Below are 13,803 nucleotides of genomic sequence, written 5' to 3' on the forward strand. Positions count from 1 at the left end.
CGCCGGGACAAGGAGGCGTGACCATGCCGAAGACCGCATCCCTGCGCCCGAGCCTCACGCGCCTGCCCGAGCCCATGGAGTCGCTCGGCGCCCTGTTGCGCGACTGGCTGCCCCGCCAGCGCTGGTTCGCGGGCAAGGACCGGCCCGTCACGGAGCTCGGCCTGCTGTCGATGACCGAGTTGTTCCCAGGCTGTCTGCACCTGCTGGTCCACGCCGGGCACGCCGGGCACACGGGTGTGCCGTCGCCGGGCGGTGCTCCCCCGGCCGGCGACTGCTACCAGCTTCTGCTGGGCGTACGGGAACACCCGTCGCCGCGCCTCGGCCGGGCCCTCATCGGGCAGGTGCAGGACGGGCCGCTGGCCGGTCTGACGGTCTACGACGCCCTGCACGACCCCCGTTCGGCCCAGCTGCTCCTGGACCGGCTGCGGCAGCCCGGCACCGCCGGCCCGCTGCGCTTCGACTGCGACCCGGACCATCGGGTCCCCGCCGGACTGGTGCCGCGGCTGCTCGACGCCGAGCAGTCCAACTCCTCGCTGGTGTACGGCGACGAGTACATCCTGAAGATCTTCCGGCGCATCCAGCCGGGCGTGAACCCGGACCTGGAGGTGCCGGGCGCGCTGGCCCGCCAGGGCTGCCACCGCGTGCCCGCGCCCGTGGCCTGGTTCCAGATGAACCATCCCTTCAAGGCGACGCTCGGTGTGCTCCAGCCGTATCTGCGGGACGCCTCCGACGGCTGGACGCTGGCGCTGCACGCCCTGGCCGCCGGGGACGACTTCACGGTCCAGGCCCGGGCGCTCGGGGCGGCCACGGCGGACGTGCACCTCGCGCTCGCCTCGGCCTTCCCGGTCGGCGCGCCCGGGGAGAACGGGCGTACGGCGTCGGCGATGACCGAGCGGCTGGACGCCGCCGCGCACTGCGTGCCCGCGCTCCAGCCGTTCGTGCCGGGCCTGCGGACCGCGTTCGCCGCCCTCACCACCTGCGATGCCGGGCCGCCCGCCCAGCGCATCCACGGCGACCTGCACCTGGGCCAGGTGCTGCGGGCCGGGCGTGAGTGGTTCGTCATCGACTTCGAGGGCGAGCCGTCCCGGCCGCTCTCCGAACGGCGCAGCGCCCACTCCCCCGTGCGGGACATCGCCGGGATGCTGCGCTCCTTCGACTACGCCGCCCGGCAGCGCCGCCCCTGGCGCCCGGAGTGGGCGCGGCGCTGCCGCGAGGCCTACTGCGCGGGCTATGCCGCCCGTGCCGGCTGGGATCCGCGCAAGAAACACGGACTGCTCCGCGCCTATGAGACGGACCGGGCCGTGTACGAGGTGCTGTACGAGGCACGGCACCGCCCCGACTGGCTGCCTGTACCGATGGCGGCGATCGAGCGCCTCGCTGTGAGAGGAGACTGAGCCGTGGCCCTGCGAGACACCTCAATCCCGGAGCCGTCAGGCCCGGTCCCGAGCGCGACCGCGCCCGCCCTGAGCCCGGAGGACCGCGGGCGCCTGCTGGCGGGCGCCCACCACGATCCGCACGCGCTGCTCGGCGCCCACCCGGTCCCCGGCGGGATCGCGTTCCGGGCGCTGCGTCCCTTCGCCCGCTCCGTGAGCGTCGTGACCGGCGGGAAGCGCACGGCCCTCGTCTCGGAGGGCGACGGTCTCTTCTCGGGCGTGCTGCCGCTGGACGCGATCCCCGAATACACGCTGCACGTGGCGTACGACGGCGGTGAGCAGGAGACGCACGACCCTTACCGCTTCCTGCCCGCGCTCGGCGAACTCGACCTGCACCTGATCCGCGAGGGCCGGCACGAGCAGCTGTGGCAGGCGCTCGGCGCCGAGCCCATGACCCACGAGGGCGTGAGAGGCACCCGGTTCACGGTGTGGGCGCCGAACGCGCAGGGCGTGCGGGTCGCCGCGGACTTCACCCACTGGGACGGCACGCAGTTCCCGATGCGGTCGCTCGGCGCTTCCGGTGTGTGGGAGCTGTTCCTGCCGGGCGTCGGCGAGGGCACCGCGTACAAGTTCGAGATCCACTCCCGGTACGGGCACCGCTTCCTCAAGGCCGACCCGATGGCCCGCCGTGCCGAGGAGCCACCCAACACGGCGTCGATCGTGACGGCTGCGCACTACGAGTGGGCCGACGCCGAGTGGATGGCACACCGCGCCGACACGCCGGTGCACGAGGCGCCCATGTCGGTGTACGAGGTGCATCTGCCGTCCTGGCGCCCGGGGCTGACCTACCGGCAGCTCGCCGAGGAGCTGCCGGCGTACGTCAAGGATCTCGGCTTCACGCACGTCGAGCTGATGCCCGTCGCCGAGCACCCCTTCCACGGCTCGTGGGGCTACCAGGTCACCGGCTTCTACGCGCCGACGGCCCGGCTGGGCTCCCCGGACGACTTCCGGTTCTTCGTCGACGCCTGTCACCGGGCCGGTATCGGCGTGATCATGGACTGGGTGCCGGCGCACTTCCCGAAGGACGACTGGGCGCTGGCCCGGTTCGACGGGGACCCGCTGTACGAGCCCGAGGACGGGCGGCGGGCCGAGCACCCGGACTGGGGCACGTACGAGTTCGACTTCGGCCGCACCGAGGTGCGCAACTTCCTCGTGGCGAACGCGGTGTACTGGTGCGAGGAGTTCCACATCGACGGGCTGCGGGTGGACGCGGTCGCCTCGATGCTCTACCTGGACTACTCGCGCGAGGACGGCCAGTGGGAGCCCAACGCCTACGGCGGCCGGGAGGACCTGGCGGCCATGGCGTTCCTGCAGGAGATGAACGCGACCGTGTACCGGCGTGCTCCCGGTGTGGTCACCATCGCGGAGGAGTCCACCGCCTGGGGCGGCGTGACCCGGCCGACCGACACCGGCGGGCTCGGTTTCGGGCTGAAGTGGAACATGGGCTGGATGCACGACTCGCTGGAGTACATGAGCCACGAGCCGGTGCACCGCAAGTACCACCACCACGAGCTGACCTTCTCGATGGTGTACGCGTACAGCGAGAACTACGTCCTGCCCATCTCCCACGACGAGGTCGTGCACGGCAAGCAGGCGCTGGTGTCGAAGGCGCCGGGCGACTGGTGGCAGCGGCGCGCCACCACCCGCGCCTACCTCGGCTTCATGTGGGGCCACCCCGGCAAGCAGCTGCTGTTCATGGGGCAGGAGTTCGCCCAGGGGGCCGAGTGGTCGGTGGAGCACGGGCCGGAGTGGTGGCTGCTCGACGACGGCTACCACTCGGCGGGTGACCACCGGGGCGTGCGCGATCTGGTCCGCGACCTGAACACGGCCTACCGGGCGACGCCGGCGCTGTGGCAGTGCGACACCCGCCCGGAGGGCTTCCGGTGGGTGGCGGTGGACTCGGCCGACGACAACGTCTTCGCGTTCCTCCGGTACGACGCCGAGGGCGACCCGCTGCTGGCGGTGTCGAACTTCTCCCCCATCGTCCGGCACGACTACGGCCTCTGGGTCCCGGACGATGTCGTCGCCTGGCAGGAGACCCTCAACACCGACGACACACGGTACGGCGGCAGCGGGGTCACCAACCCGGATCCGGCCAAACCGGAGGGCGGCCTTGTCCGGATCACGCTGCCGCCGCTGGCCACGGTGTGGCTGAAGCCGTTCGCTCCGTGAAGTCCCGCGGACGCACCAGGTGTCCGACCCGGCTGTGAGGGGCACTGGGGGTCGTACCACCGGGAGAATCCGGTGGTACGACGCGGCAGGGTCGCAGAAGGGCGGGCATCAGGTGCGCACCGTCGGAGTGGAGGAGGAACTCCTCCTCGTCGATCCGGAGACCGGCGAGCCGCGGGCCCTGTCCGCGGCGGTGCTCGCCCACGCGGAGCGGGACGACGCGGATCAGGACGTGTTCGAGAAGGAACTCCACGAGCAGATGCTGGAGTTCGCCACCCATCCGCAGTCCTCCATGGAGAGCCTGCGCGCGGAGATCGCGCGCTGCCGCAAGGAGGCCGCCCGGCACGCCGGAGAGATCGGCTGCACCGTGGCGGCCCTCGCCACGTCCCCACTGCCGGTCAGTCCCGCCATCAGCGTCAACCAGCGGTACCAGTGGATGGCGGATCAGTACGGCATCGCCACCCGGGAGCAGCTCGTCCTGGGCTGCCATGTGCACGTGGCCGTGGAGTCCGATGAGGAGGGCGTCGCGGTCATCGACCGGGTGCGGCCCTGGCTGCAGGTGCTGCTGGCGCTCAGCGCGAACTCGCCGTTCTGGCAGGGCCACGACTCGGGGTACAGCAGCTATCGCAGCCGGGTGTGGCAGCGCTGGCCGTCGGCCGGTCCGACCGGGATCTTCGGCTCGGCCGAGCGGTACCACCGGCTGGTCGCGGAGATGGTGGCCACCGGGGTCATCCTCGACGACGGGATGATCTACTTCGACGCGCGGCTGTCCCGGCAGTATCCGACGGTGGAGGTGCGGGTCTCGGACGTCTGTCTGCGCTCCGGCACGGCCGCGCTGGTCGCCACCCTGGTCCGCGGGCTCGTCGAGACCGCCGCACGGGAGTGGCGAGCGGGCCGGGAGCCCCTCGACCACAGCGTCAGCCTGCTGCGGCTGGCCTACTGGCAGGCCGCCCGGTCGGGTCTGACGGGCGAGCTGCTGCACCCCGCGACCATGCGGCGCATGCCCGCAGAGACAGTCGTGCGTGCCCTGCTGGACCATGTCGGTCCGGCCCTCTCGGACACCGGTGACCTCGACCGTGCCCGGGCCGCCTGCGAGGAACTGCTGCGGGAGGGCAACGGCGCGACGGTGCAGCGCGAGCTGATGAAGCGCACGGGCAGCCTGCGGGACGTCGTCACCGAGTGCGTGCGCCACACCCAGGCGTGAAGCGCCCCGCCCTTGTCGAGTACGGGCTCAGGGCGTCAGGTGTTCAGACCATCAGGACGATGGCGTAGGCCAGGAAGAACGCCGCGATCAGCACCACGAGGAGGATGATCAGGGTCAGAGGCGCCTTGGCCCAGCCCTTGGGAGGGTTGTGAGTCTCCTGGGGGCTCGCCTCGGGCAGGCCGCTCTCCGCGGGCGGGGTCTGGCCCGGCGGTACGCCGCCACCCGGTTCCAGGCCGGGGGTGCGCTCGGGTTCGGGATCAGGGCTGATGTGCCCCATGCCTCCCGGGTCCCCCGATCACGCCGAGATCATCAGCGGTGCCACTTCTGTATTTCCCGACCCCGAAGGGTCCCGACTCGACTACATTCGAGCACCGCCGATGACGGTACCCGTCGGCAATGTCACACCCCGTACACGTCAGGAGCAGTGCATGCGCGACACGGCCCTCGCTCCACCGGCCTTCTCGCCCCTGACCGGCGGGCTCGCCGACAGCGTCTTCGAGACGGCGGACCGCGAACCCACCCGGCCGATGCTCGCCCGCCGCACCGACCCCGCCTCCGCCGTGTGGGAGGAGGTGACGGCGATCGAGCTGCGCGACGAGGTGGTGGACGCGGCCAAGGGCCTGATCGCGTCCGGGATCGCGCCGGGCCACCGCGTGGCGATCATGGCGCGCACCCGGTACGAGTGGACGGTCCTGTGCTACGCGCTGTGGGCCGTGGGCGCCGAGGTCGTCCCGGTCTACCCGTCGGCGTCACGCGACCAGGTGCAGTGGATCCTGCGGGACTCCCGCTGTGTGGCCGTGGTGGTGGAGGACGAGCAGGGCGTCATGACCGTCGGCTCGGTGTGCGCGGCGCTGCCGCTGCTGAGCCACGTGTGGCAGCTGGACGCGGGCGCGCTGAACGAGCTGGCGGTGCGCGGGGAGTCCGTGCCGCTCGCCACGGTCGACTCGATGCGTCGCATCGTGCTGCCGGACTCCACGGCCGTCATCGCCTACACCTCCGGCACGACCGGCCATGCCCTGGGCTGTGCCCTCAGCCATCGCAACCTGGCCGGGCCCTGCGACACACTGCTGGCCGGCTGGGGCCGGACGGCGACACCGCGCGGGGAGCAGGGCTCCGTGCTGGCGTTCCTGCCCTTCTCGCATGTCTACGGGCTCATGATCCAGGGCCTGTGCGTGCGCGGCGGACTGCTGATGGGACACCAGGCCGACCTCGGCGGGGAGGCGCTGTTCTCGGCGCTGCGCTCCTTCCGGCCCACGTACTTCTACGCGGTCCCGTCGGTCTTCGAGAAGATCTACAAGAACTTCCTGCGCACGGCGCAGCAGGGGGGCCACGGCGGGCTGTTCGAGCGGGCCGCGGAGACGGCGCGGGACTTCGCCGCGGCCCTCGAACGCCAGCGGCTGGGCCGGGGCCGCGGGCCCGGTTTCGATCTGCGGCTGCAGCACGCCCTGTACGACCGCACGGTGTACCGCAGGCTGCGGGCCGCGCTGGGCGGCCGGGTGCGGCGGGCGACGTCCGGCGGTTCTCCCCTCAGCCGCGACCTGTCCCTCTTCTACGAGGGCATCGGCATCTACGTGAACGACGGCTACGGCCTGACGGAGACCAGCGGCGGGGTGACGATGCAGCCGCTGGGCCGGGAGAAGTCCGGGACCGTGGGGCAGGCGCTGCCCGGCACGGAGATCGAGGTCGCCGACGACGGGGAGATCCTGGTACGCGGCCCGTCGGTGTTCCAGGGGTACGTGGGTGACGACGCCGGCACCCGGGCCGCGCTGCGCGGCGGCTGGCTGGCCACCGGTGACCTCGGGCGCCTGGACTCGGAGGGCTATCTGACGATCACCGGCCGCAAGAAGGACATCATCATCACGAGCAGCGGGAAGAGCGTCGCCCCGGCCTCCCTGGAACAGCGGCTGCGGATGCACCCGCTCATCCATCAGGCGGTGGTCGTGGGCGACAACCGGCCCTGTGTCGGCGCCCTGATCACGCTGGACCCGGAGTTCCTCGCGCACTGGCGGGCGGCACTGGCGCTGCAGGGCGAGATGCGGGAGGCGCGGGAGGAGAACGCGCTGCGGGAGGAGGTCGCGCGGGCCGTGGCCGCGGCCAACAGTGCCGTGTCGCGGTCGGAGTCGATCCGGGTGTTCCGGGTCCTGCCGGAGCCGTTCGACGTGACCAACGGGCTGCTGACGCCGTCGATGAAACTGCGCCGGGACGAGATCGTGCGGCACTGCGCGGCCGAGATCGACGCGATGTACGAGTCGCGCAGGCGTCCCGGGCGGACAGGGCCCCAAGAGGATCCGTCGCACTGGGACGACTCGGACAACGTGTTCCGTTGAACAGGGACCGGACGCGTAGTCCGCGCCCGCACGGGAACACGACAGTGGCGACGCAAGAGAGGACGACAGCCCTGACGACAGCCCTTGCTGACGACCGGGCCGGAAAGGCGATATGTCAACCGAGCCGCGTGGGGACGACGCACTGACCTCCGAGGACATCCCGAGCCGCACGAACAGCTTCGTGGGCGAGCCGCACGACGTGACCGGCGCGCGGCTGGCCGCGGAGGGGTTCCTGCGTGACCTGGCACGATCCTCGCCGCCCTCTGCCCCCGAGTACTGGGACGACATCCTGCTGGTGGTGACGGAGCTGGCCGCCAACGCGGTCCAGTACGCCCCGGGTCCGTTCGCGCTGCGGATGCGCCGGACCTTCGACGGGGTGCACGTGGTGCTGCACGACTCCAGCAGCACGGAGCCCGCCCCGCGGCCCTTCGATCCGCGCAGCGGTGGCGGCGGCATCGGCTGGCATCTGATCCACACCTTGTGCGACCAGGTCAGTGTGGTGGCCGACGAGCGCGGCAAGGACGTGCACGTGTTCCTGCCCTGGTGAACCGGGAGCGTCACGGGCGCGGCGCGCCCGTGACCCGCTCGGACCGGCTCAGACCGGGGTCGTCTCGCGTGGCGGCAGCCGGTCGTAGTAGTCGCCCACGGCCGTCAGGTACTCCCGGTCCCTGGTCTCGCTGTCCGTCTGGAAGCGAGGGGCCTCCTTCGCGTCTCCCCTGGTGCAGGCCAGTGTGATCTTCCGGGTCTGCGTGTCGATGCCGATGACGACTCCGGCCGGCACCAGCACACTGCGGCCGAACACCCAGACTCCGGTGTCGACGATCAGGTGCCGCATGCCGTGCGGGGCGGCCTCGCGGTCCAGGTGCCCGATCGTGCCGTCGGTCGCGGCGACGGTGAACCCGGTCAGGTCCTGCCCCTCGACGTGACCGCTGTCCGGCGCGTACGACCAGATTCTGTCGATGGCCACGCTGCTCCATCCTCCCTCGCGGTGTGCGGATAGCGGATCCCCCGGCGGACGTTTCCCGCCCACCCGGCTCCACAGCAGCAATTACCCTCCTGCCGCACGCGCATTCGGCGCACACCCCTGCCACCGTACGCCGCGGAGCGGCGGGTCTCGGAGAGGTTCGGGGCAGAGGGAATGGAGGCCGGTTTCCGGGGTAATCGCGGGGGCGCGGTGAAAACGGAGCCCGGTGGCGAAGGGAGGCACATGACACACGGCATTCGAGCCCGCCCCACGACCGGCGTCGCCCCGTACCGCGGTCACCCCTGAGAGGTGACCAGACCAGGCCGTAGCACTTGTTGGAGGTATCCGTGCCCCTCGCCCAGAACCCGCTGTCCGTGGAAGTCGAGCTGCCCCGTGAGGACGTGGCCCTGATCACGGTCGACGGCTACCTGGACGTCGACACCGCGACCGAGTTCCAGGCTCATCTGGCCAACCAACTCCACCACGGCCGACGGCACTTCCTGCTCGACCTGTCGTCCGTCCCCTTCATGGACTCGTCGGGGATGAACATCATCCTCCGCGTGTACCAGGAGACCCGCAGGACGGCCGGCAGCGTGCAGGTCATCAGCCCGACGTCCGCCGTACGCCGCATCCTCGACCTGACGGGCGTCAGCATCACGGTGCCGATATCGGAGAGCGTGGACGAGGCCCTGGCCCGGGCCGACGAGATGCCGGACACCCCCGAGGAGCCGGGGGAAGCGGGCGTCTGACGACCCGGGTCCCCTCGGGCACGGCACCGGCCGCCGGCGGTGGCCAAGCACCGGTTCCCTGAACCGGATCGCTCGCGCCGGAGCAGGTGTCGTACGAGGTCGGGGCATGGTTAGAGTTGTCGCCCGGCAAGTGTCACCACGCCGTTCTCGTTTCCGAAGCGGGCTCGGTCGACGCAACGCGGATGAGGAGAGAACCAGGTGCCGGAGCACGAAGCGGACGGACAGCTCGCCCTGCCCACCCAGGAGGTCAGGGACTTCCTGCACCGCCGGCGTGAACAGATCGCCCAGCGGTGGGCGGACGAGCCCCTGTTCCGCACCGTGTTCACCGTCTCGCGCGACGAGGCGGTGGAGGCGGGCAAGGTCATCGTGGACGCGCTGGCGCAGGTGGCCGACTCGGACCAGGTGGAGGACCCGGACGCCGCGGGATTCAGCGGGGTGCGGGAGCAGCTCGCCCGGATGGGCGCGGCCCGTTCCCGTGCCGGGCTGTCCAACACCCAGGTGTCCAGCGAGCTGGCCGCCCTGCGGCCGCCGGTCGAGAACCTGCTGGCCGCAGATCTGGAGCAGGCGCCGCCCGAGCACCTGCGGGCGTGTTCGACCGCGCTGACCGTGCTGATGGGCACCCTGCGGCTGGTGGCCATGCAGACGGCGCTGAGCGAGTGGGAGGCGCTCAGCGACCGGCAGCGGCTGCAGCTGATGGAGGTGGCCACGCCCGTCATCCGGCTGTGGGACGGCATCGTGGCCGTGCCACTGATCGGGACGCTCGACAGCGCTCGCAGCCAGGTGGTCATGGAGACGCTGCTGGACGCCGTGGTCGACCAGCACGCCCGGTTCGCGATCCTGGACATCACCGGTGTGCCCACGGTCGACTCGCTGGTGGCGCAGCACCTGATGAAGACGGTCGCCGCCGCGCGGCTGATGGGGGCGGAGTGCATCGTCTCCGGCATCCGTCCCGCCATCGCGCAGACCATCGTCCACCTCGGTCTGGACCTGGACGTGATCACCCGTGCGAACCTCGCCGACGCGCTGGGGTACGCGCTGCACCAGCTCGGCGCCGACATCGTGAACGCGGGTGCGGGACAGCGGTGAGCGACGCCTACCTCCGTCCCGTCCCGGGCCATGTGCCGGTCCTGCGGCTCGGCGACGTCCTCCTGGTCACGCTCCAGGGGGACCTTCACGACAGCACCGCGCAGCAGCTCCAGCAGGACCTCGCGGAGACGATCTCCCGTACCGGGGTGCGCGGTGTCCTCATCGACATCTCCGGCGTGGAGATCGTCGACTCCTTCCTCGGCCGCGTGCTGGCCGAGATCGCCGCGCAGGCCAAGCTGCTGGCCGCGCGGACCGTGGTGGCCGGCATGCGCCCGGCGGTCGCCATCACCCTGGTGGAACTGGGGCTGACGCTCCCGGGGCTGCGCACCGCGCTCAGCACCGAGGCGGGCATGGAGCTCCTCGCGCGGCAGAGCCCGGTGACCCGTCCCGGCGGCCCGCGTCAGGAGAGTGCGTGATGCACACCGCCGCGGGCGTGGAGGCCTGCCTGCCCATCCGGTCGGACCTGGACCTGGTGTGGGTGCGACAGCATGTACGGCAGGCCGCGGCCCGGCTCGGCTTCGGCCTGGTGGAGCAGACCAAGCTGGTCACCGCGGCCAGTGAGCTGGCCCGCAACACCCTGGTGCACGGCGGTGGCGGACAGATGGAGGCGACGCGCGTCAGCAGCGCGGGCGCGCAGGGCCTGCGGCTGGCCTTCACCGACGAGGGGCCCGGCATCGCCGACCTGGACCGGGCGCTCAGCGACGGCTACACCTCCGGCGGCGGGCTGGGCATGGGACTGAGCGGCGCACGGCGCCTGGTGCACGACTTCCACATCGACAGTACGCCGGGCGACGGCACCACCGTGCGGGTGACCTGCTGGGTCGCCCAGCCGCCGCGTCCGCGCGAGGAGGCCTGATGCCGCGCGTGTGGGACGTCCCGGTGCGCGACTCGACGCGGGTGCGCGACGCGCGGGTCGCCGCGGAGGACGCGGCCGCGCTGGCCGGTCTCGACGAGCGGCGCACCGCGGCCGCCGCGCTGGTCGCGACCGAGCTCGCCACGAATCTGCTCAAGCACGCCGAGGGCGGTCAGGTGCTCATCGACATCGTGGCGCCGCCCGTGCTGCGGGAGGGGCGTGAGGGTTCCAGGTTCGTGCAGATCGCCGCGATCGACCACGGCCCGGGCATCGCCGACGTGCCCGCGGCGCTGCGCGACGGTTTCTCCACGACCCGCTCGCTCGGCGCGGGCCTCGGCACGTGTCTGCGTCTCGCCGACGACTTCGGCCTGCACAGCACGTCCGGCCGCGGCACGGTCGTGGTGGCCCGCATGGGCACCACCCCGCGCGGCGACGGCACGCCCGCCGGGCCGGCCGTGCGCGTGTGGGCGGACGGGGTCTCGGGGAGCCGGGGTGACGTGGCCGGGGCCGACACGCCGGGTGGTGCCGTGCCGGGGTGGTCCGGCGGCGGGTCCCGGGACGGCGGTGTCCGCGAGAACGAAGTCGGGACAGAAACACGGAACGGCCCCTGGTCCCAGCCGGCCCGCGCCGTGCGGGCCGGAGGCGTGAACATCCCCTACGCGGGAGCGGGGTGCTCGGGTGACGCGTGGGCGTGGTTGCGGGCCGGGGAGCGGGTGACGCTGATGCTGGCGGACGGCCTGGGGCACGGTCCGGAGGCCGCTCGTGCCTCGTCCGCCGCGGTCGTGGCGCTGCACCGCTGGGCGCACCTCTCCCCCGCCGAGGCGCTGCGGAGGCTGCACGACACGCTGAAGGGCACCCGGGGTGCGGCCGTCGCCCTGGCCCAGCTCGACCTGCGGGCCGGGCGGCTGCGGTTCGCCGGCATCGGGAACGTGGGGGCACGGCTGCGTACGGACGGCACCTGGCGCCACCTGCTGTCGCGGCCCGGCATCGTCGGCGTCCACCGGCCCGGCACCCTCCGCGAGGAGGAAGCCGACTGGGCGGACGACCGGCTGCTGATCATGCACACCGACGGCCTGCCCAGCCGCTGGACACCACCGTCCGACGCCGGTCCGTCCATGGCCGACCCGGCCGTGACGGCCGCCGTGACGATACGTGACGCGAGCAGTCCCGCCCGGCCGGTGCGGGACGACACCGCCGTGGCCGTGCTGACTCCGACCCCGCCGGACCTCCCATGACGCGCACTTGGCAGATCACCACCGTCACCGATGCGGCACGCGCCCGCATCGCCCTCGCTCGCCTGGCCGCCGCGTACGGTGTGCCCACCGTGGAACGGACGAGACTGGCCGCCGCTCTCAGCGCCCAGCTGCGCCAGTGCCTCACCAAGGGCGGCACGTGGCTGCTCACCATGGACCTGGCGGGCTCCCCCGCCGAGGAAGGACTGCTGCACGCCGTGGTGACACCGTCACCGGAGGCGTCCGCCGCGGCCGGGGAGCCGCCGTGGGAGGTCACGGTCCCCTGTCCCGAGGTGGCCCGGGCAGGGGAGAGCGGCACCGTCGCGGACGACCCGGCCGCCCTCGCGGAGGCGCTGCTCGGTGCCGACGAGGACACAGCCGTGGTGCTGGACAGGCTCACCGATCAGGAGGACCTGGTCTCCTTCCACCGCGAGGAGCTGCACCAGACGAACCAGGGCGTCCTGGCGCTGCACGCGGAGCTGGACGCGGCCGGACGGGCCCAGCGCGAGGCGTTCGCCGCCGAGCGCAGCGCACGCAACGAGGCGGAGAGCGCCCGCCGCAGACTGACCTTCCTCGCGGACGCGAGTGCCGTGCTGACGGCCTCGCTCAATCACGAGGAGATCGTGCGCCGGCTGCCTGACCTGCTGGTGCCGGAGTACGCGCGCAGCGTCGACATCTGGCTGTTCGACCACGAGGACGACCGGCACGGGTCGGCGCCGCATCCGGCCGCCGCCGTGGTCGCGGCCCGGACCGGCCGGCCCCAGTACGCCGCCGACCATCCGGGAGGCCTGCCCGGCGTCGAGGACCAGCCGCCGTCGGCGCTGGACCCCGGGCGGCCGCTGCTGTGTGTCCCGCTGCCGACGCGGCGGGCGCCGCTGGGCGTCCTGACCCTGTCGCCGCCCGGTGGGCGCTGGGACCCGGACGACGCGGTGATGCTGATCGAGCTGACCCGGCGGGCCAGCATCGCGATCGACAACGCCCGGCGCTTCGAGCACAACCGCGACATCGCGGAGACCCTGCAGCGTGCCCTGCTCACGGATCTGCCGACGACGCCGGGCCTGAGCCTGGCCGCGCGGTATCTGCCCGCCACGCACGGGATGAACATCGGCGGTGACTGGTACGACGCGTTCCGCCAGCGGGACGGCGGTCTGATCACGGTCATCGGCGATGTGACCGGGCACGGACTGCACGCGGCCGTCATGATGAGCCAGCTGCGCACCGCGCTGCGGGCGTACGCCGTCGACGGCGACAGCCCGGGCCGGCTGCTGACCCGGCTGCACCGGTTCCTGCACCATCTGCAGCCCGATCTGTACGCCACCGCCGTCATCGCCCGCTTCCACCCGGACGAACCCACCCTGACCTGGGCCGCCGCGGGACATCCGCCGCCGGTGCTGCGGCTGCCCGACGGGACCGTGCGCACGCTCGACGCCAAACCCGGCGCCATGCTCGGCATCCCGCTCACCCAGGAGATCGCCGACCACACGGAGCGGGTGGAGCCCGGCTCGACGCTCGCGCTGTACACGGACGGCCTGGTCGAGCGGCGCGCGCAGGGCATAGACCCGGGTATCGAGCGGCTGGCCGCGGCGCTCGGCGGGGTCCGTTCCGCGGAGCTGGACGAGGATCTGGAGGGTTCGGCGGACCGGCTCCTGCCTCCGCTGCTGAGCGACTCCGAGCGCGACGACGACGTGTGTCTGTTGCTGTGTCATCTGCAGGGCGACGCCGCGTCCTGACGGCGCGTCCAGGTGATGTGCTTGGGCAGCGGGTCCGGCCGGCCGTGCCTTGCACG

Annotated in this window: 13 protein-coding genes; 11 read left to right on the forward strand and 2 right to left on the reverse strand. The window is 72.5% G+C overall.

Annotated elements, in window-relative coordinates:
- The first annotated feature begins 23 nt into the window (after nt 1–23).
- The 3 genes from ACQEV8_RS00975 (at nt 24) to ACQEV8_RS00985 (ending at nt 4,806) form a co-directional block, all read left to right on the forward strand.
- On the forward strand, nt 24–1,394 hold the full coding sequence (locus ACQEV8_RS00975; RefSeq protein WP_432956486.1) for a maltokinase N-terminal cap-like domain-containing protein: 1,371 nt from the start codon (nt 24–26) through the stop codon (nt 1,392–1,394).
- Between the two features lie 3 nt (nt 1,395–1,397).
- The gene (gene glgB / locus ACQEV8_RS00980; RefSeq protein WP_432956488.1) at nt 1,398–3,605 is read left to right on the forward strand and encodes a 1,4-alpha-glucan branching protein GlgB; all 2,208 of its coding nucleotides are present in this window, start codon (nt 1,398–1,400) and stop codon (nt 3,603–3,605) included.
- Nucleotides 3,606–3,717: 112 nt separating this feature from the next.
- Nucleotides 3,718–4,806 (forward strand): glutamate--cysteine ligase 2, encoded by a 1,089-nt coding sequence (locus tag ACQEV8_RS00985; protein ID WP_432956490.1) that lies wholly within the window; start codon nt 3,718–3,720, stop codon nt 4,804–4,806.
- A gap of 43 nt (nt 4,807–4,849) precedes the next feature.
- Here the strand turns inward: ACQEV8_RS00985 and ACQEV8_RS00990 are convergent, their stop codons facing one another.
- Nucleotides 4,850–5,083 (reverse strand): DUF6480 family protein, encoded by a 234-nt coding sequence (locus ACQEV8_RS00990; protein ID WP_432956493.1) that lies wholly within the window; start codon nt 5,081–5,083, stop codon nt 4,850–4,852.
- Nucleotides 5,084–5,234: 151 nt separating this feature from the next.
- On the opposite strand from ACQEV8_RS00990, the gene ACQEV8_RS00995 reads away from it, so the two are divergent.
- Together ACQEV8_RS00995 and ACQEV8_RS01000 are read left to right on the forward strand one after the other, a co-directional pair.
- A complete protein-coding gene (locus ACQEV8_RS00995; protein WP_432956495.1) occupies nt 5,235–7,133 on the forward strand; it encodes an AMP-dependent synthetase/ligase in 1,899 nt (632 codons plus the stop codon).
- A 112-nt stretch (nt 7,134–7,245) separates the two neighbouring features.
- Entirely contained in the window at nt 7,246–7,680 is a 435-nt protein-coding gene (locus ACQEV8_RS01000; RefSeq protein WP_382595224.1) for an ATP-binding protein, read from the forward strand.
- A gap of 48 nt (nt 7,681–7,728) precedes the next feature.
- Here ACQEV8_RS01000 and ACQEV8_RS01005 read toward each other — a convergent pair whose 3' ends face one another.
- Nucleotides 7,729–8,100: a PRC-barrel domain containing protein gene (locus tag ACQEV8_RS01005; RefSeq protein ID WP_432956497.1), complete on the reverse strand. Its 372-nt coding sequence runs from the start codon at nt 8,098–8,100 to the stop codon at nt 7,729–7,731.
- 344 nt (nt 8,101–8,444) lie between these two features.
- Here ACQEV8_RS01005 and ACQEV8_RS01010 point away from each other — a divergent pair, with 344 nt between their 5' ends.
- From ACQEV8_RS01010 to ACQEV8_RS01035, 6 genes are all read left to right on the forward strand, one after another.
- Nucleotides 8,445–8,846: an STAS domain-containing protein gene (locus ACQEV8_RS01010; RefSeq protein WP_432956499.1), complete on the forward strand. Its 402-nt coding sequence runs from the start codon at nt 8,445–8,447 to the stop codon at nt 8,844–8,846.
- A gap of 198 nt (nt 8,847–9,044) precedes the next feature.
- The gene (locus ACQEV8_RS01015) at nt 9,045–9,932 is read left to right on the forward strand and encodes an STAS domain-containing protein (protein WP_432956500.1); all 888 of its coding nucleotides are present in this window, start codon (nt 9,045–9,047) and stop codon (nt 9,930–9,932) included.
- The gene (locus ACQEV8_RS01020; protein WP_432956501.1) at nt 9,929–10,348 is read left to right on the forward strand and encodes an STAS domain-containing protein; all 420 of its coding nucleotides are present in this window, start codon (nt 9,929–9,931) and stop codon (nt 10,346–10,348) included. Before ACQEV8_RS01015 ends, ACQEV8_RS01020 begins: the two co-directional genes overlap by 4 nt.
- Nucleotides 10,348–10,788, forward strand: coding sequence for an anti-sigma regulatory factor (locus ACQEV8_RS01025; protein WP_432972293.1), 441 nt, complete (start codon nt 10,348–10,350; stop codon nt 10,786–10,788). Before ACQEV8_RS01020 ends, ACQEV8_RS01025 begins: the two co-directional genes overlap by 1 nt.
- The gene (locus ACQEV8_RS01030; protein WP_432956503.1) at nt 10,788–12,020 is read left to right on the forward strand and encodes a SpoIIE family protein phosphatase; all 1,233 of its coding nucleotides are present in this window, start codon (nt 10,788–10,790) and stop codon (nt 12,018–12,020) included. Before ACQEV8_RS01025 ends, ACQEV8_RS01030 begins: the two co-directional genes overlap by 1 nt.
- The gene (locus tag ACQEV8_RS01035; protein WP_432956505.1) at nt 12,017–13,747 is read left to right on the forward strand and encodes a PP2C family protein-serine/threonine phosphatase; all 1,731 of its coding nucleotides are present in this window, start codon (nt 12,017–12,019) and stop codon (nt 13,745–13,747) included. The genes ACQEV8_RS01030 and ACQEV8_RS01035 overlap by 4 nt, the downstream gene beginning before the upstream one ends.
- Nucleotides 13,748–13,803: the final 56 nt, after the last annotated feature.

Origin of the sequence: Streptomyces sp. CA-179760, assembly GCF_050937045.1 — a bacterium.
In the GTDB taxonomy this organism is placed as follows: Bacteria; Actinomycetota; Actinomycetes; order Streptomycetales; family Streptomycetaceae; genus Streptomyces.